This window comes from Actinoplanes sp. OR16, from assembly GCF_004001265.1.
GTDB lineage: Bacteria > Actinomycetota > Actinomycetes > Mycobacteriales > Micromonosporaceae > Actinoplanes.
In genome coordinates this window covers 1,944,165-1,967,065 of sequence record NZ_AP019371.1, presented here as the reverse complement: position 1 = coordinate 1,967,065, position 22,901 = coordinate 1,944,165, and the positions used below count along the sequence as shown (strand labels likewise).

General features: G+C 71.3%; 17 protein-coding genes and 1 tRNA gene. 12 read left to right on the top strand and 6 right to left on the bottom strand.

Features of this window, described 5'->3' with window-relative positions:
• Positions 1–33 precede the first annotated feature (33 nt).
• Together EP757_RS09110 and EP757_RS09105 are read left to right on the top strand one after the other, a co-directional pair.
• Positions 34–110, top strand: a tRNA-Pro gene (locus EP757_RS09110).
• Between the two features lie 211 nt (positions 111–321).
• Complete coding sequence (locus EP757_RS09105) at positions 322–885, top strand: hypothetical protein (protein ID WP_127543854.1); 564 nt, start codon at positions 322–324, stop codon at positions 883–885.
• Between the two features lie 530 nt (positions 886–1,415).
• Here the strand turns inward: EP757_RS09105 and mycP are convergent.
• Positions 1,416–2,738, bottom strand: a complete 1,323-nt coding sequence (gene mycP / locus EP757_RS09100; protein ID WP_232050654.1) for a type VII secretion-associated serine protease mycosin — start codon at positions 2,736–2,738, stop codon at positions 1,416–1,418.
• 129 nt (positions 2,739–2,867) lie between these two features.
• Positions 2,868–6,707 (bottom strand): type VII secretion protein EccCa, encoded by a 3,840-nt coding sequence (gene eccCa, locus EP757_RS09095; protein ID WP_127543852.1) that lies wholly within the window; start codon positions 6,705–6,707, stop codon positions 2,868–2,870.
• 122 nt (positions 6,708–6,829) lie between these two features.
• On the opposite strand from eccCa, the gene eccD reads away from it, so the two are divergent.
• Positions 6,830–8,182, top strand: a complete 1,353-nt coding sequence (gene eccD / locus EP757_RS09090; protein WP_127543850.1) for a type VII secretion integral membrane protein EccD — start codon at positions 6,830–6,832, stop codon at positions 8,180–8,182.
• Positions 8,183–8,274: 92 nt separating this feature from the next.
• Here eccD and EP757_RS09085 read toward each other — a convergent pair whose 3' ends face one another.
• Entirely contained in the window at positions 8,275–8,778 is a 504-nt protein-coding gene (locus EP757_RS09085; protein WP_127543848.1) for an inorganic diphosphatase, read from the bottom strand.
• Between the two features lie 252 nt (positions 8,779–9,030).
• On the opposite strand from EP757_RS09085, the gene dacB reads away from it, so the two are divergent.
• From dacB to folE, 6 genes are all read left to right on the top strand, one after another.
• Complete coding sequence (gene dacB / locus EP757_RS43785; protein ID WP_232050429.1) at positions 9,031–11,769, top strand: D-alanyl-D-alanine carboxypeptidase/D-alanyl-D-alanine-endopeptidase; 2,739 nt, start codon at positions 9,031–9,033, stop codon at positions 11,767–11,769.
• 53 nt (positions 11,770–11,822) lie between these two features.
• On the top strand, positions 11,823–12,863 hold the full coding sequence (locus tag EP757_RS09075; protein ID WP_127543846.1) for a zinc-dependent metalloprotease: 1,041 nt from the start codon (positions 11,823–11,825) through the stop codon (positions 12,861–12,863).
• A 1-nt stretch (position 12,864) separates the two neighbouring features.
• Entirely contained in the window at positions 12,865–13,839 is a 975-nt protein-coding gene (gene tilS, locus EP757_RS09070) for a tRNA lysidine(34) synthetase TilS (RefSeq protein WP_127543844.1), read from the top strand.
• A 64-nt stretch (positions 13,840–13,903) separates the two neighbouring features.
• Positions 13,904–14,479, top strand: coding sequence for a hypoxanthine phosphoribosyltransferase (hpt, locus tag EP757_RS09065; protein WP_127543842.1), 576 nt, complete (start codon positions 13,904–13,906; stop codon positions 14,477–14,479).
• Positions 14,480–14,777: 298 nt separating this feature from the next.
• Positions 14,778–16,793, top strand: coding sequence for an ATP-dependent zinc metalloprotease FtsH (gene ftsH, locus EP757_RS09060; RefSeq protein WP_127543840.1), 2,016 nt, complete (start codon positions 14,778–14,780; stop codon positions 16,791–16,793).
• 17 nt (positions 16,794–16,810) lie between these two features.
• On the top strand, positions 16,811–17,437 hold the full coding sequence (gene folE / locus EP757_RS09055) for a GTP cyclohydrolase I FolE (RefSeq protein WP_127554150.1): 627 nt from the start codon (positions 16,811–16,813) through the stop codon (positions 17,435–17,437).
• Here folE and EP757_RS09050 read toward each other — a convergent pair whose 3' ends face one another.
• The 3 genes from EP757_RS09050 to EP757_RS09040 are packed head-to-tail and all read right to left on the bottom strand — an operon-like array spanning position 17,438 to position 20,623.
• Positions 17,438–17,698, bottom strand: coding sequence for a hypothetical protein (locus EP757_RS09050; protein ID WP_127543838.1), 261 nt, complete (start codon positions 17,696–17,698; stop codon positions 17,438–17,440).
• Positions 17,699–17,708: 10 nt separating this feature from the next.
• Entirely contained in the window at positions 17,709–18,416 is a 708-nt protein-coding gene (locus tag EP757_RS09045) for a hypothetical protein (RefSeq protein WP_370457787.1), read from the bottom strand.
• A complete protein-coding gene (locus EP757_RS09040) occupies positions 18,413–20,623 on the bottom strand; it encodes an FtsK/SpoIIIE domain-containing protein (protein ID WP_232050653.1) in 2,211 nt (736 codons plus the stop codon). The genes EP757_RS09045 and EP757_RS09040 overlap by 4 nt, the downstream gene beginning before the upstream one ends.
• Before the next feature lie 545 nt (positions 20,624–21,168).
• Between EP757_RS09040 and EP757_RS09035 the strand changes: the two genes are divergently transcribed.
• Genes EP757_RS09035 through EP757_RS09025 form a run of 3 tightly spaced genes read left to right on the top strand, consistent with a single transcriptional unit; the run spans position 21,169 to position 22,900 of the window.
• A complete protein-coding gene (locus EP757_RS09035; protein WP_127543836.1) occupies positions 21,169–21,459 on the top strand; it encodes a hypothetical protein in 291 nt (96 codons plus the stop codon).
• Complete coding sequence (locus EP757_RS09030) at positions 21,456–21,911, top strand: WXG100 family type VII secretion target (RefSeq protein WP_127543834.1); 456 nt, start codon at positions 21,456–21,458, stop codon at positions 21,909–21,911. Before EP757_RS09035 ends, EP757_RS09030 begins: the two co-directional genes overlap by 4 nt.
• Complete coding sequence (locus EP757_RS09025) at positions 21,908–22,900, top strand: hypothetical protein (protein WP_127543832.1); 993 nt, start codon at positions 21,908–21,910, stop codon at positions 22,898–22,900. The genes EP757_RS09030 and EP757_RS09025 overlap by 4 nt, the downstream gene beginning before the upstream one ends.
• Position 22,901: the final 1 nt, after the last annotated feature.

The following is a 22,901-nucleotide window of genomic DNA, read 5'->3' as shown; positions in this document are numbered from 1 at the left end:
GCGGGAGAGTCGGATAGTATTTCTCTCGCAGCTCGGGGTGTGGCGCAGCTTGGTAGCGCGCTTCGTTCGGGACGAAGAGGCCGTGGGTTCAAATCCCGCCACCCCGACCACGTAGTTGCATGTAGGCCCGGTGCCCCGGATTCTCGGGGAGCCGGGCCTACAGCATTTCCGGCTCTTGCCACCTCGTCTCACCTCACTGCGCAGATCTTGGAAGTCCGTGGTCGTGAGGCGGGCACGCCCGCAATCCAAGATCTACGAGCGACGTGACGCGCCACACCTCACCGGTCTTCTGATCTTCTGCTTCCGCTTGCTCGCTTCCGATTGCTCGGCTTCCGCCCGGCGCTCGGCGCTCGGCGCTCGGCGCTCGCTTGCTCGGCGCTCGGCTTCCGCTCGGCGCTCGGCTTCCGCTCGGCGCTCGGCTTTCGCTTGCTCGGCTTCCGCTCGGCGCTCGGTTTTCGCTTGCTCGGCTTCCGCTCGGCGCTCGGCTTTCGCGCGCTCGGCTTCCACCCGCTCAGCAGCGATCTTGGAGCGCCGTGGCTGCCTGGCGGTGTCCGCCGGCTCGGGCCGCAATCTTGGAACGTCGTGGTCGCCATAGGCCCCGTGAGTTTCCAAGATCTGCGAATGCGGGTAATTGGGCGACAGATCGGCTCAAACTTTCGGAAGGCAGCAACTGCGGCCCTGCCCTTCGCGGTCTTCGCCTTGGCCGCAATCTTGGACGGCTGTGGTCGTGTCGCGGTGTCCGTCGGCTTGGCCGCAATCTTGGAGCGCCGTGATCCTGCCCCGGTCTGGGCTCGCTCGACCGTGACCTTGCGGGCGATCAGCGGTGGCCTCGGACAGCATGCGCCGGCGAACCTGCAGCGGGTCCGGTCGGGGCAACCTGCCTAGGGCGAGAGCGCGCGGTGGGCAGGCGGCGTGCGGCAGGAGCGGGCAGGGTGCAGCGAGGGCGACGCGTGCGGCGGGGGCAGCGCGTGCGGCAGGGACAGTCAGTGGCAGCGTGCGCGGCAGGGGCAGTGTGCGGCGGGGGCAGCGCGTGCGGCAGGGACAGTCAGTGGCAGCGTGCGCGGCAGGGACAGTCAGTGGCAGCGTGCGCGGCAGGGGCAGTGTGCGGCGGGGGCAGCGCGTGCGGCAGGGACAGTCAGTGGCAGCGTGCGCGGCAGGGACAGTCAGTGGCAGCGTGCGCGGCAGGGGCAGTGTGCGGCGGGGGCAGCGCGTGCGGCAGGGACAGTCAGTGGCAGCGCGTGCGGCAGCGGCAGTGTGCGGCGGGGGCAGTGTGCGGCGGCGGCAGCGCGTGCGGCCAGGCAGGTGTGCGACGAGCCCGCAGCAGTGAGGCGGGCAACGAAGCCACAGCAGTGAGGCGGACGACGAAGACCACAGCAGACCAGCGTGCGACGAGCCCGCAGCAGACAGGCGGTGGCCTAACCAGTCGTTGTGGCGAAGCGGCGGACGGTGAAGCCTGCCGCCAGCGCCGACAGGAGGAACAACGCGATCGCCAGATAGCGGCCCCGGTGGCTTTCGGTCACCGGTTCGGCGGGGGCGGCCCAGCCGCCCGCGTTGGTGGCGGCGGCTGGTGAGCTGGCGGTGAGTTTCTCCGGCGTGACGCTCCACGACGACCCCTGCTGGTCGGTGCCGGAGGGGATTTCACCGGACTGGCCGGAGACCGGGGCGCTGCCGAAACGGGCCACACCGGGCGGGGGTGTGGTGTCGAGCGGATTGTCGGTGACGAACGGGACGTCGGCGGTGAGGGCGGCGGTCGGGTTGACCAGGCCGAAGCCGAAGACCGGGTCGCGGCCGGGTTCGCCGCGGTCGTCGGCCGTCTTGATCAGGCGGTTGACGACTTCGCCGGCCGGCATGTCGGGCCAGCGGGAACGGATCAGCGCGGCGGCGCCGGAGACCATCGGGGCGGCGAAGCTGGTGCCCTGCACCCGCCAGTAGTCGTCGGGACCGCGGGCGCCGACCAGGTTGGTGGCCGGCGCGGTCAGCACGGTCTCCCTGCCGGTGATCGAGCCGTCCCACAGGGTGCTGCCGTCGCGTTCCATGCCGGCGACGGCGATCACGCCGGGTTCGCGGGCCGGGTACCACACGCCGGTGTTGTCGGCGCTCGACGAGGCGCTGGCGTTGCCGGTGCAGGCGATCACGACGACGTCCTTGGCGAACGCGTAGTCGAGTGCGGCGGCCAGGGTGGCGCTGGAGCCGCTGCCACCGAGCGAGAGATTGATCACCTTGGCGCCGTTGTCGACGGCCCAGCGGACGCCTTGCGCCACGATCAGCGCGTCGTCGTAGCGGTTCTCCTCGTCGAGCACCCGGATCGGCAGGATCTTGGCCTTGGGCGCGACGCCGATCACGCCGGCGTCGTCGTCGTTGCGGCCGGCGATGAGACCCGCGACGGTGGTGCCGTGGCCGACCGGGTCGGTGACCGTGTCCGCCTTCGTGTTCACCAGATCGATTCCGGGCAGAACCTGGCCTTCGAGGTCGGGGTGGTGCGCGTCGACACCGGAGTCGATGACCGCGACCGTCACACCTGCGCCGTCCGCATATGACCATGCGTTGGCGAGGTCGAGCGCCTGCAGTTGCCACTGATCGGTCCGCACCGAGTCGTCGGTGGTGATCGCCGGCTCGGCGAGAAGGGGTGTCCCGAAGGTCGACACGGCCAGTGGCACAGCCGACACGGCCGGTGGCTCGACGGCACCCGGATCCGATGGGGTAGCAGCGAAGGCGGGACTCCCGGAGGCGAGCGCCATGAGGCCGGCGAGTGTGGCGGCGCCCATCCGGTGGGAGAGCAACGAGCACCGCCTTCCGGTTCAACGGGTGGTCAGTCGATGGAGGGAGATTACTCCCAACGGACGGCGTGTCGCTGCGGTCGGCCCGGCCTAATCGCACTCCGCGTCTGCTGATTTCCCCGAATCCCGAAACGGCGGCAGGTGCGCCAGTTGAATGAGCCGCGTTCCCTCACGCCTGGTGACCAGGCGGCCACGCCCCGGTGGTAGTGGTTCCGGTCGTACGGTGCCGAGTAACACACCCTCCTCCGGTGAGCCGGACATCACGAGTCCCGGCGTGGACAGTTCGCGGAGCCGCTGGATGACCGGCTCGTACAGGGCCCGCCCGGCGCCTCCGGTACGCCTCGTGAGGATCAGGTGCAGCCCGATGTCCCGGGCCTGCGGCAGGTGTTCCAGCAGCGGTTCGAGCGGATTCATCGGCCCGGCCACGACCAGGTCGTAGTCGTCGACCAGGACGAACAGCTCCGGTCCGGTCCACCACGAGCGGTCGCGCAGCTGCGCCGCGGTGATCTCGGGACCGGGCTTGCGCCGCTCCATGTAGACGGCCACTGACCGAATGAGATCGGTCGTCTGCGCGGCGCTAACGGCGTACCCGATGCGATGTTCTGAATCGGGCACGTCGGTGAGGCTGCGTCGATGGTCGATCAGGATGATCCGAGCCTGGTCCGGTGGGAACCGGCTGGTCAGCGAGGTGCTGAGGGCGCGCAGGAACGACGATTTGCCGCACTCCGCGTCGCCGAGGACGAGCAGGTGCGGGTCGGCCGCGAAATCCAGCTCCACGACTCCGAGGTCGGCCTCCGCGATCCCGATGGGGATCCGCAGGTTCTCTCCGACTTCCACGAGCCTTCTGTCGTACGTCACGACGGCCGGCAACAACCGCACCGGCGCCGCCACCGGTCCACGCCACGCACCGGCTGACGCTTTGACCAGACTCGACGTGTCGCCGATCGGCGAGACCTCCGGACGCACCGTGAGAAGGTGCAGCCCCCGGTCGGTCACGCCGCGGCCCGGCTGCCCTTCCGGTACGTCCGCCGCCGCCCGCCGATGCACGGCCGAGTCGACCGGGTCGCCGAGCCGCAGCTCCACCCTCGAGCCGAAGAGATCCCGCACGGCCGGCCGGAAGTCGGTCCACCGGGTCGTCGACGCCACCAGATGAACCCCGTACGCCAGACCGCGCGTGGCGAGATCGGTCAACGCCGGCTCCAGCTCCTCGAACTCGGCCCGCAGCGTCGACCACCCGTCCACGACCAGCAGGACGTGCGCCTGGAACGGCGCGGCCCGCCGTTCCCGCTCGGCGAGCAGCGCCACCATCTCACCGGCGGTCCGCCGGACGCCCTCGTCCTCGAGCCGCCCGAAGACGCCGCCGACGTGCGGCAGACCCCGGAGCACACCCAGCGTGCCGCCGCCGAAGTCGAGGCAGTACACCCGTACCTCATCGGGGGTGTGGGTGAGCGCGAGCGAACAGACCAGCGTGAGCAGCGCCGAGGACTTGCCGCTGCGGGTGCCGCCGACCACGGCGACGTGCCCGGCCGACCCGGCCAGCCGTAGCCACAGCACGTCGCGGAGCTGCTCGCGGGGCTTGTCGACGAGCGCGATCGGCACCTGCAGGTTCCCGCGCAGGGCCGGGTCCGCGACGGTGAGGCCGCGCCGGGGTTCGACGACGACCGGGCCGAGGATCTCGTCCAGGCAAGCGGAGTCGCCGAGCGGTGGCAGCCAGACCCGGTGTGCCTGCGGCCCATGACCGGCGAGCCGGCCGATCAGGATGCCGGCCAGGCTCTCGCCGGCGGTGGTCCCGGCGGGTTCGGCCGGCAGTGGCACGTGCCGGCCGGTCCAGGGCAGCACGTGCGAGAGGCCCGGCGGCAGGGCTCGGGCGCGCGGGTGGGTGCCGGAGACGTACGAGGCGCGGAACCGGATCGGTGGCTCGGTGCCGGATCTCAGGAACCCGTGGCCGGGGGAGCGGGGCAGCTCGTACGCGTCCGGCACGCCGAGCACGACCCGCGAGTCCAGCGCCGAGAACGTCCGCAGCCCGATCCGGTAGGACAGGTGGGTGTCGAGCCCGCGCAGCCGGCCCTCCTCGAGACGCTGGCTGGCCAGCAGCAGGTGCACACCGAGCGAGCGGCCGACTCGTCCGATCTGGAGGAACAGGTCGAGCAGCTCCGGCTTGCGCTGCAGCAGCTCGGCGAACTCGTCGCAGATCACCAGCAGCGACGGCAGCGGCGGCAGGGCGGCGCCGGACGAGCGGGCCCGTTCGTATTCGCGCCGGCCCGCGAAGTTCCCGGCCCGCCGCAGCAGCTCCTGCCGGCGGATCAGCTCGCCGTCGAGCGCGTCGGCCATCCGGTCGACCAGGGGCAGCGCCTCGGCCAGGTTGGTGATCAGCGCTGCGGTGTGCGGCAGCCGGTCCATCGCGGCGAACGTGGCGCCGCCCTTGAAGTCGATCAGCACCAGATTGAGCGTGTCCGGCGAGTGGGTGGCCGCCAGAGCGAGCACGAGCGTACGCAGCAGCTCCGACTTGCCGGACCCGGTGGCGCCGACGAGCAGCCCGTGCGGGCCCATCCCGTCCTGCGCCGACTCCTTGAGGTCCAGCTCGACGGGCCGGCCGCCGTCGTCCACCCCGATCGGCACGCGCAGCAGGTCGCGGTCGGACCGGTGGGTCCAGTGGAACGCGGCCGGATCTCCGATCCCGAGCAGCTCGGTCAGTCCCGGGTCGGCGATCACCGCGGGCCCGGCCGGTTCGGCGCCGGTCGCCAGCCGCAGCGGGGCGAGCCGCCGGGACACCGCCTCGGCCTGCTCGATCGAGAGACCGTCGGCCCGGCCGACCGGCCCGTGCTCGTCCACGGTGGACGTGGTGAGACCGCCGTCCTCGCCGATCCGCAGGACCAGTGTCGCGTCGTCGGGCACCCGTGGCGGAACGGTGACGAGGTCGATGACCGTCACCCCGTCCAGCCCCGGCTCGACCACCCGCTGCACGCCGTCGGCGACGACGACCAGGTGCGGCACGGTCGACGTGCGTTCGCCGGGGGTGAACCGGGAACGACCTGCCAGCAGGTCGCTGAGCAGGCCGTCCAGCTCGTCCGCGTCGCCGAACAGCCGTTCCGGCCCGAGTGCGTCGGCGCGGGCCGGGTGGCCGTGGTGCGGCAGCCACTTCACCCACTCCCAGCGGTCGCGCGCGGCGGGGCCGGCGCAGATCACGATGCGCAGGTCGTCCGGCGGATGGAAGACGGTGAGCTGGACCAGGATCGCGCGGGTCAGCGCGCGGGCGGCCGGGCCGTCGTCGCCGGACCGGATCAGGATCCTGGCGAAACCGCGCAGCGACATCGCCACCGGCAGATCCGGGACGATCGCGTGGGCGTCCAGGAACCGGCGCAGCGCACCGGCGGTCATCGGCTCCAGCTCGTCCGTCGGCCGGGACGGCGGGGTGGTCAGCGGCGTGGCGAGCGTCTGCGGGCCGAGGCCGATCCGGACCACGCCGAAGTCGGAGTCCTCCGGACGACGCTCCCAGAGGCGATGACTGGACACGGTGGACCAGAGGCGATCCGGGTCGGGATGCCGGTAGAACAGGCCGATCCGCTGCCGGCGGGCGGTGTCCCGGGCGCGGCGGCGCAGCATCGCCAGGTGCCTGAGGTACGCCCGCCGGGCGGCGATCATCTCGGCCCGGCGCGGCGATCCGGCCGCCCCGAACGACATGGTCAGCATCGCCAGGGAGGAGATGCCGAAGAGGGCGCCCACGACGTACGGGAAAGGCCCGGTCTGTCCCTGTCCCATCATCATCGCCATGGCCAGCGTGCCGCCCAGCATCGGCAGCGCCAGGAGCCACTGCTGCCAGCGCCCGGAAGGCAGCGGCGGGATCACCGGCGGCGCCTCGGCCGCGAGCTCGCCGGACGGGATCGGCGGTCCCGCGCGGCGCGGCTGACGGCGGATCATGACCGTCCCCATCGGACTCCGATCTTGTTGCGCTCCGTAGCGAGGCAATCACGACTCTAGGTAGAGTTCGAGACATTCCGCAGCATCGATTTCGTGCCTGTGGACGAAACTCCTGCCCGTTCGGGAGGTGCCTGGTGAGCACCGGTCTGGCACGTGTGACGATCAGTGCGCCGCAACGCCGGGTGGACGTCTCCCTGCCCGAGCGGGTGCCCCTCGCCGAGCTGCTTCCCGACGTTCTCCGCCACGCCGGCGAAGACCTCGCCGATCAGGGCGAGAACCACGGCGGGTGGGTGCTGCGGCGCGCCGACGGGGTCGTCCTCGCGACCGGTCAGGGTCTGGAGATCCAGGGGGTACGCGACGGCGAGGTGCTGCACCTCGTCCCGGCCCGCGACGAGTGGCCGGAGGCGGAGTACGACGACGTGGTCGAGGCCGTCGCCGAAGGGGCCCGCCGGCGTGGCGGCATCTGGACTCCCGCCACCACCCGGACGGCGTCGCTCGTCGCTGCCGGTGTGCCGCTCGCCCTCGGCGTCATCGCGCTCGTCCGGGTGGGCCCCGGCCACGGCGCTGCCGGGTTGGTCTCGGCGGCGCTTCTCCTGCTGGGCGGGGTGATCGCCGCCCGGTCGTACGGGTCACCGCCCGCGGGAATCGCGCTGGGCGGATACGCGCTGGTCTACGCGTTCGGCGGAGGCGCCGGCCTCACCGCGTCCGGATGGAGCGCCCCGGCCGGATCGGTGGCGCTGCTCGTCGCGTCGGTGATCGGCGTCCTCGGGATCGCCGCCGGGGTTCGGCTGTTCGTAGCGGGCGCGACAGCCGGCCTGCTCGGCGCGCTGACCGCCCTGCTCGCCGCCGCCTCGTCACCGGCTGCCGCGGCGGCGATGCTGATCTCGGTGCTGGTCTGCGGGCTCGGGGTGCTGCCGGTGCTCGCCGTCCGGCTCGGCCGGATGCCGCTGCCGCCGCCGGCCCGGCCGTCAGGTGGCCCCGGGAGGCCGGATTCCGCGGATGACGAACCGCCGGACCGGGCCGCCGTCTTCGCCGCGGTCGACCGCGCCGACGAACTCCTGACCGGCCTGCTGGTCGGCCACGCACTCGCCTCTGCGGCAGCGTTCGCCCTGCTGGCGGCCGAGGGGACCCGTTCCGCCCGGACCCTGATCGCGGTCTGCGCGACCGCCTTGATCCTGCGCGCCCGGCTCTTCGTGACGGCCCGCCTGCGCATCCCGCTGCTGGTCGCCGGGCTCGGCGGCCTCGCCGTGCTCGGCGCCGACCTGATCCTCACCACGTCATGGGACGCCGGCCTGCTGCCGGGCCTCACCGCGGTGGTCCTTCTGATCGCAGCGGTCACGATCATTCTCGGTACGAGGTATGAGCACCGCGCACCGTCGCCCTACCTGAGCAGGGCCGCCGACCTGCTGGAAGGCGTCGCCGTGATCGCGGTGATCCCGGTGGCCTGCGCAGTGGCCGGGCTGTACACGGCACTTTCCGGCTTTTAGCGCCTGAACGCGACAAACGCTGCTGATACGACCGCACCTGCGAGGCGTCGTGCCCCGCAGGTGCGGTCGTCAGCGGTTTCGGGGAGCGTCGGTCAGTGGTGCTCTCCCTCGGCCTCCGCGGCCTCGGCGCGCTTGAACGACGCGCGGATCTCGGCCTCGGCCTCGATGCGGCCGACCCAGGTCGCGCCCTCGACCGACTTGCCCGGCTCCAGGTCCTTGTAGACCGTGAAGAAGTGCTGGATCTCCATCCGGTCGAACTCACCGAGGTGGTGGATGTCCCGCAGGTGCTCCTGGCGCGGGTCCTCGTAAGGCACGCAGAGGACCTTGTCGTCGCGGCCCTTCTCGTCGGTCATCCGGTACATGCCGATGGCGCGGGCACGGACCAGGCAGCCCGGGAAAGTCGGCTCCTGGATGAGCACCAGGGCGTCCAGCGGGTCGCCGTCCTGGCCCAGGGTGCCCTCGATGTAGCCGTAGTCCGCCGGATACTGTGTCGCGGTGAAGAGGGTCCGGTCGAGCCGGATACGACCCGTCTTGTGGTCCACCTCGTACTTGTTGCGCTGCCCCTTGGGGATCTCAACCAGAACGTCGAAATCCATTATTCCGCTCCCCTTTTGCTTGCCCGCTCGAGTAGACCGGTTCACCGGGCGGGGAAGCGGGGGCATGGAGCAGGCCCGCAGGATCCGCGCGCAACGGTGTGCCGGATGTCGCTAGTCTCCCCTAAGTCTGACGCCACGGGCGAGGAGGGGCGTGTGACGAGGCAAGATTCACATGAAGGCGCGGCCAATGACGGCGTGTCGAGTTCGCAATCCGGTGCCGATCAGGGTAAAAGGGCCGCCGGAAGGTCCGTCGTGCCCGGATCCGAGCAGGGCCCGGAAGTGACCGCGCCGACCGGGGGTGAGCAGGCGCATCGACAGCCTTTCCCCTGGCAGGATCCCGCACCGGGGCCGCGGCGGCAGGAGTCGCCCTGGCAGCCGGCCGCAGGGACGGCGCCGGGTCAGCCGCCCGTCGCGCCGCAGTCACCCGGTACGGCAGGCCGCGCCAGCGCTCCGGGCACCGTCCCGTGGCCCGGTTCGCCCATCTCGGATCCGGCGGCCGGCTACAACTGGGCCGGCGGAACCCAGCAGATCCCCGGCCGCGCGAGCACATCGCCGCCGCCCGGCCGCGCCTCGGTGCCGCCGGTCGACTGGTCGCGCCCGCCGTCGAGCGGTCAGCCTCCGACGGCGTCCGCCCAGCCGTCCCAGGGCATGCAGGCGTCGCAGGGCGCGCAGCCGTCTCAGGGCGCGCAGCCGTCTCCCGGTGCTCAGTCGTCACCTGGCTCGCAGGCGTCTCCTGGTCAGCCCTCGCCGGGTGCGCAGCCTGGTCGCGCCTCGATTCCGCAGCCGCCTCAGCCTTCGTCCGGAGCGCAGCCTGGTCGTGCTTCGGTGGCGCCGGCTCCGGTCCAGCAGCCGTCGTCCGGTGCGCAGGCTGGTCGTGATTCGCAGTCGCAGCCGTCCAAGCCGGCGGGTGCCGGGCGGTCGTCCACGTCGTTCGTGATGCAGCCCGGCGCGGAGTCGGCGACGCCCGCTCCCGCCGTGAACTCGCCGGAGAGCACGGAATATCCGCCGAGCGGCCCCAACCCCGTCGGATCTTGGAACGCTCCGCGGAATCCCTGGAGCGCGGGCCCTCCACGTTCCACCGACCCGCCGACGCAGCAGAACATCGCAGCGACCGCAGCCCAGTCCGGCATCGCGCAGCCGAGCGCCGCCCAGTCCGCCATCGCGCAGCCGACCGCAGCCCAGGCCGGTGCCGCGCAGAGTCAGGCTCCGGCCGGTAGCGACGTCACGGCGCAACTGCCGGGCGTGCGCGCCTCCTCGGCGCCCGCTGTTCCGGACCGTGGAGACGCCTGGGGCCAGCCCGGCGACGCGACCGCTCAGATCCCGAAGACGCCGGCCGCGCCGGTCGCAGGCGTCGACGGTGTGCCGGAGGTCAAGCCGACGTCGGGGGGCAGTTACGGGCGCGCCTCGGTGCCGCTGAACACCACCCGGCCCACCTCGCCCGCGCCCGCGAGCAGCGGGCGCGGATCAGGTGACGGTCCGGTGGGGAGCACGAGCGCCGCGGCCCCGGCTGAGGGCGGGAAGGACCCGGTCGAAGCGGAAACCGGGCGTAAGTCCCGTACCAAATCGATCTCGGTCCTTGCCGTTGTGGTGTTGTTCGCCCTGATCGCAGCGGTGGGACTGGTGGTCCGGCCGGGACCTGTCGACGAATGGCTCGGCGCCGAGGCGGAGACCACCCCCTCCGCCGCCGCTCGCACGCCCGACCCCGCGCCGACGCCGGTGCTGGCCGCGGCCGAGACCGAGGGCGCGACGCCGGACACCGCGGCGGTGCAGGCCGCCCTCGACCCGCTGGTGAGCGCGAACGCGCTCGGCGACACCGTGCACGTCTCGGTGCTGGACGCGGCGACCTCGACGGTGCTGTACGCCAAGAACGCCGACGTGCCGACCACGCCCGCCTCGACCACGAAGCTGCTGACCGCGGCGACCGCGCTGGCCGCACGCGGGCCGGCCTACCGGCTCACCACCCTGGTGGTGGCCGGCGAGAACCCCGGCGAAGTCGTGATCGTCGGTGCCGGCGATCCCACCATGTCGGTGGACGGCAACCAGCTCTTCCCCGGCGCGGCCCGGCTTGACACGCTCGCCGCGCGGGTGAAGAAGGCGCTCGGCGACACCCCGGCGACGCGGGTCTACGTCGACCTGTCGCTCTACGAGGGCCCGGAGACCGCGACCGGCTGGAGTTCCGGCGACATCGCGGAGGGGCAGGTCGCCCGGATCCAGCCGTTCATGACGAACGGCGGCCGGATCGAGCCGGTGCACAACGATTTCGGTGGCGACCCTCGGTACACGAACCCGGCGACCGCGGCCGGCAAGCTGTTCGCGAAGGCCATCGGCGTCACCGCGTCGGTGCGGGCGGCGAAGGCGCCGGAACCCGCCCGGGGCTCCGCGAGCGCGGCCCCTTCCGCGCCCGCCGCCGCCTGGACGCCCGGCAAGGAACTGGCCCGGGTCGATTCGCCGCCGCTCGCGCAGATCGTCGACTGGATGCTGCAGCAGAGCGACAACGTGCTGGCCGAGGCGGTCGCCCGGCAGGTGCCGCTGGCGGCGGGCAAGCCGGCCAGCTTCGACAGCACCTCGGAGGCGATGCTCGCGAAGCTGGAGGAGCTGGGCCTGCCGTCCGACGAGGCGAACCTCTACGACGGCAGCGGGCTCTCCCGTAACAACGGGATCAGCCCGACGCTGCTGGTGCGGACGCTCGCGCTCGCCGCGAACGGCTCGAACGCGAACATCAGCGCCCTCTTCACCGGCCTGCCGGTGGCCGGCTGGTCGGGCACGCTGCGGACCCGGTTCGTGACGCCGAGCCCGAACCAGGAGGCCCAGGGCATCGTCCGGGCCAAGACCGGCACGCTGAGCGGGGTCAACACCCTGGCCGGCGTGCTGGTAAACAAGGACGGGCGGGTCATGGTCTTCGCGATCATGGCGGTCGGTGGCGCTAGTGCCGTCGCGGCGAGGGCTGCGCTCGACAAGGTGGCGGCCCGGCTGGTGGAGTGCGGCTGCTGAACCGGGGGTTTCACCGGAGTGCGGTCTGGAGTGGCACGGGTACGGTGGGCTGCATGGCGCAGTTCGTTGACTGGGATCTGGCCGCCGCCACCGCGGGCGCGCTCTCGAAGACCGGCCCCGCGGTCACGCTGGAGGAGGCGACGCACGTCGTCGCCGACCTGCGTGCGCTGACCGAGGAGGCCGCCGGGCACGTGGCCGCCTACACCGGGCTGACACCGCAGGTGGAGGTCCCGCCGGTGCGCGTGGTCGACCGCCGCGACTGGGCGAAGGTGAACATCGCCGGCCTCCAGCGGGTGATCGGCCCGCTGGTGAGCCGGCTCTCCGGGGACACCCCGCCCGGCCCGTTCGCCGACGCGATCGGGTCCCGGGTCACCGGGGTCCAGGCCGGGACGATCCTGGCCTACCTCTCCGGGCGGGTGCTCGGGCAATACGAGGTGTTCTCCGGCGAGCCGGGCCAGCTCCTGCTGAACGCGCCGAACATCGTCGAGGTGGAGCGGCGGATCGAGGCGGACCCGCGGGACTTCCGGCTCTGGGTCTGCCTGCACGAGGTGACCCACCGGACCCAGTTCACCGCGGTGCCCTGGATGCGGGGTTACTTCCTCGGCGAGGTGCAGGCGTTCGTCGACGCGTCGCAGGGCGGCGAGCACATCCTGGAGCGGATGCGCCGGGGTGTCGCCACCCTCTCCGACGCGGTCCGCGACCCGGAGAGCCGGACGTCGATGCTCGACATCGTGCAGACCCCGGCCCAGCGCGCGGTGCTCGACCGCCTCACCGCGCTGATGACGCTGCTCGAGGGGCACGCCGAGTTCGTGATGGACGGCGTCGGTCCCGAGGTGATCCCCTCGGTCGAGGAGATCCGGGCCAAGTTCAACCGGCGCCGGGAGAGCGGCAACCCGCTGGAGAAGGCGATCCGCCGGGTGCTCGGCGTCGACGTGAAGATGCGGCAGTACGCGGAGGGCCGCAAGTTCGTGCACGGCGTCGTCGACCGGGTCGGGATGGCCGGTTTCAACAGGGCCTTCGAGTCGCCGCTGACCCTGCCTCGGCTGGACGAGCTGGGCGACCCTGACGCGTACGTCGCACGGGTCCACGCCTGACATGGCCCGGATTCCGCCGCCGGTCGCCGCGGTCCGGCACGCGGTGCGCCGCAACCTCGCCGATCTGCCTGCCGACGCGCTCGTGCTGGTGGCCTGCTCGGGTGGCGCCGACTCGCTCGCGCTGGCCTCGGCCACCCGGTTCGCCTTCGACCGGGTCGGGCTGGTGACCGTCGACCACGGCCTGCAGGAGGGCTCCGACCGGCGGGCCCGCTCGGTCGCGGCGTGGGCCCGCGAGTCCGGCTTCGACCCGGTGGGCATCGAGACCGTCTCGGTGAAAGGCCTGCCCGGCGGTCCGGAGGCGGCCGCGCGTACCGCTCGGTACGCGGCTCTCACCGCTGCCGCCCGCCGGCTCGACGCGTCGGCGGTGCTGCTCGGGCACACCCGCGACGATCAGGCCGAGACCGTGCTGCTGGCGCTCGCCCGCGGCGCCGGTCCGCGTGGTCTGTCCGGGATGCCGGGGCAGCGCGGGGTGTTCCGCCGGCCGATGCTCGACGTGGCCCGGGCGGACACCCGCAAGGCGTGTGCCGCGCTCGGTCTCGCGCCGTGGGAGGACCCGCACAACACCGATCCGGCGTACGCCCGATCCCGGGTCCGTGGCTCGGTGCTGCCGGTGCTCGTCGACGCGCTCGGCCCGGCCGTGGTGAGCAATCTCGCTCGGACCGCCTCGCTGGTCGCGTCGGACAACGAGGCGCTGGACACGCTCGCTGTCACCGCACTGGAGTCGGCGCGTGGCCCGGAGGGTCTCTCGGTGCCTGTCCTGGCCGGCCTGCTGCCCGCGATCCGCGGCCGGGTGCTCCACCGATGGGCCCGTGACCTGGGCGCTCCCGGTGGCGCGCTGGCCTACCGGCATGTCGTGGCGATGGACGCGTTGGTGTCCGAGTGGCACGGGCAGGGACCGGTCTTCCTGCCGGACGGGATCGTCGTGGCACGCCGGGCCGAACGACTCGTTCGGGTGGTTCCTGCCCATATCAAGTGAGCGGGTGCGACGGAATCCGGCCCCGTTCGACGAACGGTAACCTCCATGGGGCAGGCTTAGCCCCATGGCTGATGGTTCTTGGTACGACGCCGACATCGACCACGTGATCATCTCGGAGGAGCAGATCCGGGAGAAGATCGATGAGCTGGCCAAACAGGTCGCCGCTGACCACGCGGACGCGAAGGACGGCATCCTGCTGGTCTGCGTGCTGAAGGGCGCGGTCATGTTCATGGCCGATTTCGCCCGTGCGCTCGGCCGCAGCGGCCCGCACAGCGAGATGGAGTTCATGGCCGTCTCGTCCTACGGGCAGGGCACGACCTCGTCGGGCGTGGTGCGCATCCTCAAGGACCTGGACCGGGACATCACCGATCGCCACGTGCTGGTGGTCGAGGACATCGTGGACTCCGGGCTCACCCTCTCCTGGTTGATGAAGTACCTCGAGTCGCGTTCGCCGGCGAGCGTCGAGGTGGTCGCCCTGTTCCGCAAGCCGGACGCGGTCAAGGTGCAGGTCCCGGTCAAGTACGTGGGCTTCGACATCCCCAGCGAGTTCGTGGTCGGGTACGGCCTGGACTTCGCGGAGCGGTACCGGGAGATGCCGTACGTCGGTGTCCTCAAGCCCGAGGTGTACGCCCGTAGCTGAACCGCTTTCCCAGCGTGTTCACAGTAATCGCCGTTATGGGCGGTTTTGCACCGAGACCGCCCATCCTCAACCCCGAGTAGAAGGGGTTGGCCCTCCGGCCTCACGGGTTCGTAAACGGCACCTACGGTGTACGGTCGAGTGACCGATGGCGTGGTGTCACAAACGCCGGAGGGGCTGGAGCCCGGTTCACCACCACCCCGGAGGGGTACCGGACTTCCGCGGCCGCCGGTGGGCGGCGACGTTGAGGTGACCAGGACGCCGATCAGGAGGGTCCGGGCGCTTGGCGCCCGACAACAGTATGGAACGTACGCGTTTCTTCCGCCGCCCGGTGGTCTGGATCATTCTGGTGATCATCGGCGTAGTCGCGCTGAGCTCTTTCTTCACCAGTGGTCCCAGCTACCAGCGGGTCGATACTTCGGTCGCCCTCGAGCGACTCAACCAGCCCGGCATCGAGAAGGTCGTCCAGAAGGACAAGGAGCAGACGCTCCAGATCGAACTCGCCACGCCGGAACGATTCGACGGCAAGACGACTGACAAGATCGAGACTCAGTATCCGTACGGCGTCACCGAGCAGATCTGGGATGACGTCCTGGCAGCCAAGGCGGCGGGACGGATCACCGGGACTGTCGACGCGACGGTCTCCGGCGACAACATCCTGCTGAGTCTGCTGATCAACCTGCTCCCGATCGCGATCCTCGTGATCCTGCTGCTGCTGTTCATGTCGCAGATGCAGGGTGGCGGCTCGCGGGTGCTCAACTTCGGCAAGTCCAAAGCGAAGATGATCACCAAGGACACCCCGAAGACGACCTTCGCGGACGTCGCGGGCGCCGACGAGGCCGTCCAGGAGCTGCACGAGATCAAGGACTTCCTGCAGAACCCGGCGAAATACCAGGCTCTCGGCGCGAAGATACCGAAGGGCGTCCTGCTCTTCGGCTCCCCGGGTACCGGTAAGACCCTGCTGGCCCGTGCCGTGGCCGGCGAGGCCGGTGTGCCGTTCTACTCGATCTCCGGTTCGGACTTCGTGGAGATGTTCGTCGGTGTCGGCGCGAGCCGGGTCCGCGACCTCTTCGAGCAGGCCAAGTCGAACGCTCCGGCGATCGTCTTCGTCGACGAGATCGACGCTGTCGGCCGGCACCGCGGCGCCGGCATGGGCGGCGGTCACGACGAGCGCGAGCAGACGCTCAACCAGCTGCTCGTCGAGATGGACGGCTTCGACACCAAGGGCGGGGTCATTCTGATCGCGGCCACCAACCGGCCCGACATCCTCGACCCGGCTCTGCTGCGTCCCGGCCGTTTCGACCGGCAGATCCCGGTGGACAACCCCGACATGGAGGGCCGCAAGGCGATCCTGCGGGTGCACGCCAAGGGCAAGCCGTTCACGCCCGACGTCGACCTCGACTCGGTGGCCCGCCGGACGCCCGGTTTCTCCGGCGCCGACCTGGCCAACGTGATCAACGAGGCCGCTCTGCTGACCGCGCGTAACGAGAAGCGGGCGATCTCGAACGAGTTCCTCGAAGAGGCGATCGACCGGGTCATCGCCGGTCCCGAGCGCCGCACCCGGGCGATGAGCGACAAGGAAAAGAAGATCACCGCGTACCACGAGGGTGGTCACGCTCTGGTCGCCTACGCCCTGCCGCACTCGGCTCCGGTGCACAAGGTGACGATCCTGCCGCGCGGCCGTTCGCTCGGCCACACGCTGGTCCTGCCGACCGAGGACAAGTACACGCAGACCCGTGCCGAGATGATCGACACCTTGGCGTACGCGCTGGGTGGCCGGGCCGCCGAGGAGCTCGTCTTCCACGAGCCCACCACCGGCGCCGGCAACGACATCGAGAAGGCGTCCGGCCTGGCCCGCGCCATGGTCACGCAGTACGGCATGAGCTCGAAGCTGGGCGCCGTGAAGTACGGCACCAGCGGCGACGAGCCCTTCATGGGCCGCAACATGGGCCACGAGAAGGACTACTCGGACGCGGTCGCCGCCGACATCGACGCCGAGGTGCGCGCTCTCATCGAGCTCGCCCACGACGAAGCGTGGGAGATCCTCGTCGAGTACCGCGACGTGCTCGACAACATGGTTCTGGAGCTGATGGAGAAGGAGACCATCACCCAGGACGACATGAACCGGATCTGCGCACGGGTGGTGAAGCGCCCGCCGATGTCGCCGTTCAACGGCTTCGGCAAGCGGCTGCCCTCCGAGGCTCCGCCGGTGCTGACCCCCGCCGAGCGGGAGAAGCTGAAGGCTCAGGCCGAGGCGGACGGTCAGATCGCGGTCGGCCCCAACCCGAACGCGAACGGCTCGGAAAGCAGCAACTGATCAACTTGTCCGACGAAATGGACTATCTCGCCGCCCGTCTGGTCGACGGCAAGGTCACCGGCACGCCGGTGGAGGACGCCGTCGACCTCGGGCGGATCGAGAAGGCGATCCGGGAGATCCTCATCGCGATCGGTGAGGACCCGGATCGTGACGGTCTCGAACGCACCCCCGCCCGGGTGGCGCGGGCCTACGCGGAACTCTTCGCCGGCCTGCGCGTCGACCCGGCTTCAGTGCTCACCACCACCTTCGAAGCCGACCACGAGGAACTCGTCCTGGTCCGCGACATCGAGGTGCAGAGCATGTGCGAGCACCACCTGCTGCCGTTCAAGGGCGTGGCGCACATCGGTTACATCCCGGGCACCGACGGCCGGATCACCGGCCTGTCGAAGCTGGCCCGGCTCGTCGAGGTCTTCGGCCGCCGCCCGCAGGTCCAGGAGCGGCTCACCTCGCAGATCGCCGACCTGCTGATGGCGAAACTCGGGGCCCGCGGCGTCATCGTCGTCCTCGAGTGCGAGCACCTCTGCATGGAGATGCGCGGCATCCGCAAGGTCGGGGCCCGGACGGTCACCTCGGCGGTGCGCGGCGCGTTCCAGACCGACGGCAAGGTCCGCGCCGAAGCGATGGCCTTGATAAACGCCCGGTAATCAGATCAGGCTGCGGTAGGTGTTGGCCGAGTCCATCGCGGACACGGTCAACGCGACCGCCTCGTCCAGACGGGTCTTCGCCTGTTCCAGGTTGGCGATGGCGGTGGCCGCGGCCGGGTGGAACGATCCCAGCGCGGTCATCCGCAGCAGCACCAGCGCCTGATCGAGCTGATCCGTCACCTGCTGGATTCCGGTCACGGCCCGCTGCGCGCCGTCCACCGACGCGGCGACGCTCGCCTTGACCTCTTCGACGTTAGCCATCGGCGTCTCCTCAGTTGAAAAGGGCTTGGAGGCCCTGGCCGGCGCATGTCAGCAGGACCGGGATCAGGCAGACGATCACGCCGAGCACCGGTGTGCGGTCCACCTCGGCGCCCTCGTCGCCGTAGACGAAGCCGATCGTGCCGAAGCCCAGCCCGAACGCCAGCAGCGGCATGGTCAGCCCGCACACCAGGGCGTAGGTGGGCGGTGAGCCGACCAGCAGGAAGAGGATCACCTGCACCAGCAGGACCACGAACGCGAACGGTCCGTAGATGAGCAGGTTTCGGCCGTAGGGCCGGGTCGAGCCGAGCGGCGCCGGACCGATGAAGGCGTGATCCGCGGCGTCAGCGGTGGCTCGCGCCTCCTGCAGCGCCGCCAGCACGGCGGCCGGGCCACCCGACACCTTCGCCATCGCCACGGCCTGGTCTTCCGGCTGCGGGGTCAATTCCAGCTCCGGTACGCCGAAATCGCGTGCGAGCCGTGCTCGCTGCGGCGCGAGCCTCGCCCGTACGAAGGAAAGCTCCTCCCGCGCGGCAGTGACCGTCTCGGCGTGCTCGCCCGCCATCGAGCTGGCAGCACGCCGCACCGCATCGAGTTCGCGAGCGGCGGCGAGATAGGCGGTCCACGCCTCGGCCGGCGCGGCGCCCGGAGCTGGCGGAGCCGGCGAACTCTGCGCCGGGACGACACCGCGCTGGTCGGCCATGGGTTCCGGCCTGGTCACGAGACTTCACCCTCCGGGGCGACGAACGGGACCACTGTCACCGTGCGGTCGGTGTGCCGGTCGTGCAGCAGCGCACGGTTGGCGCGGGGATGCCAGTCGACCGGTCGGCTCAGCATCATCATCACGTCGGACTGCGGAACGTTCAGGAAGAGCAGACCCGCCACGTCCTCCCGGCCCATGCTGCCGCCGGTCTCCTCGCCGAACCGGCGCACCCCGCGCCACCAGGAGAGCAGGTGAGCACCCCGGCTCGGGCCCTCGCGCAGCAGCTGCCGCAGCCCGGTCAGGCTGCCCGGCGGCGCCGCGTCCATCCCGAACACCACGCGGTAGCCGGGGGTCTCGGCGTTCAACTCGGCGGCGAGCCCGGCGGCGTCGACCAGCACGACGTCCTGCCGGTGGGCGATCTCGGCGGCGAGCGCGGCCGCCACGGCGTCGCCCTCGGCCACCAGCGACGCGATCACGAACCGGGTGGTCCGCGGCGCGTGACAGGCCGCCACACTGCGAGCAGCCGCGTCGAGCACCTCGGAACCGCCGCCGGAGGAGCCCAGGATCGCCAGATGACGCCCGGGCGAGGAGTCCAGGGGGAACGCCGCCGTGGAGAGGTTCACGTCGATCACGCGGCCGACGAGGGCGGCCGGGCGCGAGGATCGTCCGGCAAGGGCTGCCCGGTACGCCGGGTCGTCAGCCAGGTGCTGCTGGGCGTAACCCGCGAAGACCTTCGGTGGCTGCGCCTCCGGGTCGCGGGCGCCCCACAGCCGGTGCCGCAGATCGCTGAGCAGCTTCTGGTCGGCGTGCGGATCGGGGAACCGGACCACCCGCTCGTGGCCGCGGGTCGCGCCGCGCGGGCCACCCAGGCCGCCTGCCGTGTTCACCACGGCGCTGCCCAGTGGCAGGCCGGCGGCCGAGTCGTTCGTCGGCTCCAGCACGTCACCGCCGCCCGGCAGCGCGATCCGCACCGGGAACTGGCCGAAGATCGAGTCACGTTTCGCGTAGAGCGCCTCGACGCCGAGGACCGTCTGACTGGCCAGCACCAGATGGATCCCGTACGACCGGCCCTTCCGCGCCAGGGACTCCAGCAGCGTCACCGCCTCGGCGGCCGTCGGGTCGTTGCCGGCCAGAAGCACCTGGAACTCGTCGATGACGCAGAGGACACGCGGCAGCGTCCCGCTCCGGCCCTCCTCCGCCGCGACCGCCCGCAGGTCGGTGAAGCGGGACACCCCGGCCCGCTTGTAGGCCAGCGAGCGGCGGCCCATCTCGGCGTCCAGCTCGCGGAGGACGGCCAGACCGTACTCCCGGTCGGACTCGACGCCGACCGCCCGGGCGTGCGGCAGCCAGGTGCGGTCCCGCTGCGTCGGCACGAACTCGGCGAAGGAGACGCCCTCCTTGAAGTCGAGCAGGTAGAGGGCGAGCTCGTCCGGGTTGTACCGCGCACCGAGCCCGTAGAGCACGTTGATCAGGAACGCGGTCTTGCCGGCGCCGGACCGGCCACCGACCATCCAGTGCGGAGTCAGGTCGTTGAAACGCAGCACCAGCGGCACCTCGCCGTGATGACCGACGACGGTCTCCACCCCGGCCGCCGCGTCGCCGGCCCACAGCTCCTCGCCGGGATCGGGCAGCAGATCGGTGAAGGTCACCCGGGACGCCTCCGCCGAATCGGCAGCCAGCTCCTGGCAGACCGCGTCGATGAGGCGTGGTGGAGGCTCCTCGTCGAGGAAGACCGGAGCGTTCATCCAGAGCGCCTCGGGCACCGACCCGAACGTGCCGCCCGGGCCGTCCCCGATGATCGCGAACGGGTTGCGCACCGAGATCGGCGTGGTCCTCGGCAGCGGCGCCTGAGTGGTCTCCGAGGTGAGCGGTGGCGGCGGCCAGCCCGCCACGACCAGGTGCAGGCCCGAATCAGGACCCTGCTGGGCCAGCGCGGCGATGCGGCGCAGTTCCTCGCCCTCGGTCATCTCCGGCAGGCTGGCGATCACGACGAGCAGCATCCGGTCACGCCGGGCCCGCCGGGTGTCGCCGCCACGGGCCGGGCGCAGCCACTTCTCCGCCTCGGAGAGCACGTCCCGCAGACCCTGGCGGTCGGTGGCCGGAGGCGACATCAGACCCGCGTCGGCGAGCTCCTCGAACGGCGCGAAGACCGAACCGCCGCCGACGCCGTCCACCGCCCGCACCAGCAGCGAACCGGCGGGCGTGGAGGCGAACAGCCGCAGCATCAGGGCCCGGAGGAGGCCGAACACCCGCGGGTCGGTGGCTGTCGCGTCGATCGTGAGGTGCCCGGCGCCGAGCAACGGCACCACGGCCGGGAATCGCACGCCGTCGAGTGGCTGGGCGAGACCCACCCGTACGAAATGGGGGATCCTCTCACCGCCCAGAGGGCTCATCGGCGTCATCGGGTCGAGGGAGACACCCAGCCAGCCGGGAACCAGCTGCGCTGCCGCCGCGCGCAACCGCTCGGCCAACCGGTGCTGATCCCTGGGGTCGGCCGCGGCAGGCGCATATGCCTCCAGCGCCGCGGCGGCCGCGTCCACAGTCGCCACCGCCTGCCGGTGCAGAGCAGCGGCCTGCCGGACCCGCAGAGCTGAATCCGCCACTGCCCACCACCTCCTGTCGCGGATAAAACTTATCCCAGACCCGGCCGGCCGCCGCGTTGCGGACCCGGTCGCAGTGTCGCGCCTTCTTCTGGCTTTCCGTGTTCTCTTGAACTCGAAGCGTGTTCCGGTGGTATTCGCCTGCACAGGAAACTTCTGCGGAGGTACTCATGGACGGGCTCTACGTGGTGGCGGGCGAGGCAGCCGGCGGCCGGATCCGGGTCGAACTCGCGAGCGACGGCCGGCTGTGGGATCTCGTGCTGGACCCCCAGGTCGCTTCACTGCCTGTCGAGGACCTGCGGGACGGGCTGTTCCGGGCCTTCCTGGACGCGCAGGAGTGCCTCTCGCCCGCCTCCAGCGATCACTTCGCTCAGCAGGTCGCTGACGCCTCGGCGACGGCCGAGCGGCGGTTCGCCGAGATCTCCACGGCTCTGTACGACATCTCCCGGCGGGCACGATGAACGTCCGACTTCACCTGGATCCGGACGCGGTGGCCGCTACCGGCAGCACCCTGGCCGGGATCGCCCAGCGGATGGCCTCCGACGTATCGCTGCTGGAAGGAACCGTGGCCGGGGCGGGGAATCCGTGGGGCGCTGACGAGAGCGGCAGTGCCTTCGCGCTGGCCTACCAGGCTGTTCTCGGGCATGCGCTGGGCGCGCTCGGCTCGTACGTATCGCAGATGGGCGATGCTGCGGTAGCCCTGACCATGCAGGCGCGAGCCGTCGTCACCGCCGATTCCGACTCAGCTTCCGCGTTCGCGTTCGTCGCTTCGGCCGAACTTGAGCCCTCCGCGCCGGGTCTCGGACTCCGGTCGCCGGATCTTGAGCCTTCCGCGCCGGATCTTGGAACCTGCTCGCCGGATCTTGGATTCTCTTCTCGGGATCCTGGACTCCCCTCTCGGGATCTTGGATGACCATTGAGCTGCCTGTTGAGCTGACCGAGCCTCTCGGCTGGGTCGGGCTCACCTGGCCGCAAGCCGACGAGGATCGGCTGCACGCGGACGGCCTCGCCTGGATCGAGCACGGCACCCGGCTACGGCGGCACCTCGCCGAAGCCGACGCCGCAGCCCGCCGGGTCTGGATGGAGAACGAAGGCGCCTCCGTCGAGGCGTTCGAGCAGTGGTGGAACGGCCCGGAAGGCCCCGGCCGCCATCTCACCGACGCGGCCACCGCCGTCGAGTTGATCGGCGCCGGGCTGATCGCCATGGCGGGCGTGACCGTTGCTCTCAAAACCGCCTACATCGCCCAGCTCACGATCCTGTCGTTCCAGGTCGGACAGGCCGTCGCGACCGCCTTCGTCAGTGCCGGCGCGACCCTCGCCGAGATTCCGGTCTTCGTGGCGGCCACCCGGCTCGCCTGCCGCGAACTGATCCACCGGTCGCTGCAGATGGTCGAGGGCGAGATCGCGCAGATGTTCACCCGTGCGGCGGACCTGCTGCGTTTCTCCTCGTCGTTCTCGGCGGAGGCGCTGCACCTCGCTCGACATTTCGGACAGAACTCGGAATTCCACCGGTTGATGCGGGAGGTGGAGGCGGTCGACGTACGCAGCCCGGTCAACGGCGCCACCTTCTACTCCGGACGGGCCGGTGACGGGACACCGATGCGGGTGTTCGCCGAGAAGTACACGGACGGCGTGACGTCGGTGACACTGGAGAAGACACCCGGTGGTGCGGCCTTCGACGACCTGCGGCTCTTCGAGGACGGTTCACCCGTGCGGCAGACGCAGGCCCGCGACATCTGGGGCCGGCTCTCCGAACGCTACGCCTCCAGCGCGGTCGGCGAGGTGACGGCGTGGGCGCACAACCCGCGTGCCGACGGCATCTGGAACGCGGTGGAGCGGCGGGCACTGTTCGAAAACCCGGCGGCGACCCAGCTCACCACCATCGACCCGACGGGAGTATGAG

Bases quoted from the DNA above. Each gene is read 5' to 3' on its own strand.
- EP757_RS09085 (WP_127543848.1), bottom strand. From the start codon at position 8,778: ATGGATTTCGACGTTCTGGTTGAGATCCCCAAGGGGCAGCGCAACAAG.
- tilS (WP_127543844.1), top strand. From the start codon at position 12,865: ATGGCCCGGATTCCGCCGCCGGTCGCCGCGGTCCGGCACGCGGTGCGC.
- EP757_RS09035 (WP_127543836.1), top strand. From the start codon at position 21,169: ATGGACGGGCTCTACGTGGTGGCGGGCGAGGCAGCCGGCGGCCGGATC.
- EP757_RS09050 (WP_127543838.1), bottom strand. From the start codon at position 17,698: ATGGCTAACGTCGAAGAGGTCAAGGCGAGCGTCGCCGCGTCGGTGGAC.
- EP757_RS09025 (WP_127543832.1), top strand. From the start codon at position 21,908: ATGACCATTGAGCTGCCTGTTGAGCTGACCGAGCCTCTCGGCTGGGTC.
- mycP (WP_232050654.1), bottom strand. From the start codon at position 2,738: ATGGCGCTCGCCTCCGGGAGTCCCGCCTTCGCTGCTACCCCATCGGAT.
- eccCa (WP_127543852.1), bottom strand. From the start codon at position 6,707: ATGGGGACGGTCATGATCCGCCGTCAGCCGCGCCGCGCGGGACCGCCG.
- EP757_RS09040 (WP_232050653.1), bottom strand. From the start codon at position 20,623: ATGCTGCGGCTGTTCGCCTCCACGCCCGCCGGTTCGCTGCTGGTGCGG.
- hpt (WP_127543842.1), top strand. From the start codon at position 13,904: ATGGCTGATGGTTCTTGGTACGACGCCGACATCGACCACGTGATCATC.
- EP757_RS09075 (WP_127543846.1), top strand. From the start codon at position 11,823: ATGGCGCAGTTCGTTGACTGGGATCTGGCCGCCGCCACCGCGGGCGCG.
- folE (WP_127554150.1), top strand. From the start codon at position 16,811: ATGGACTATCTCGCCGCCCGTCTGGTCGACGGCAAGGTCACCGGCACG.
- ftsH (WP_127543840.1), top strand. From the start codon at position 14,778: ATGGAACGTACGCGTTTCTTCCGCCGCCCGGTGGTCTGGATCATTCTG.
- EP757_RS09030 (WP_127543834.1), top strand. From the start codon at position 21,456: ATGAACGTCCGACTTCACCTGGATCCGGACGCGGTGGCCGCTACCGGC.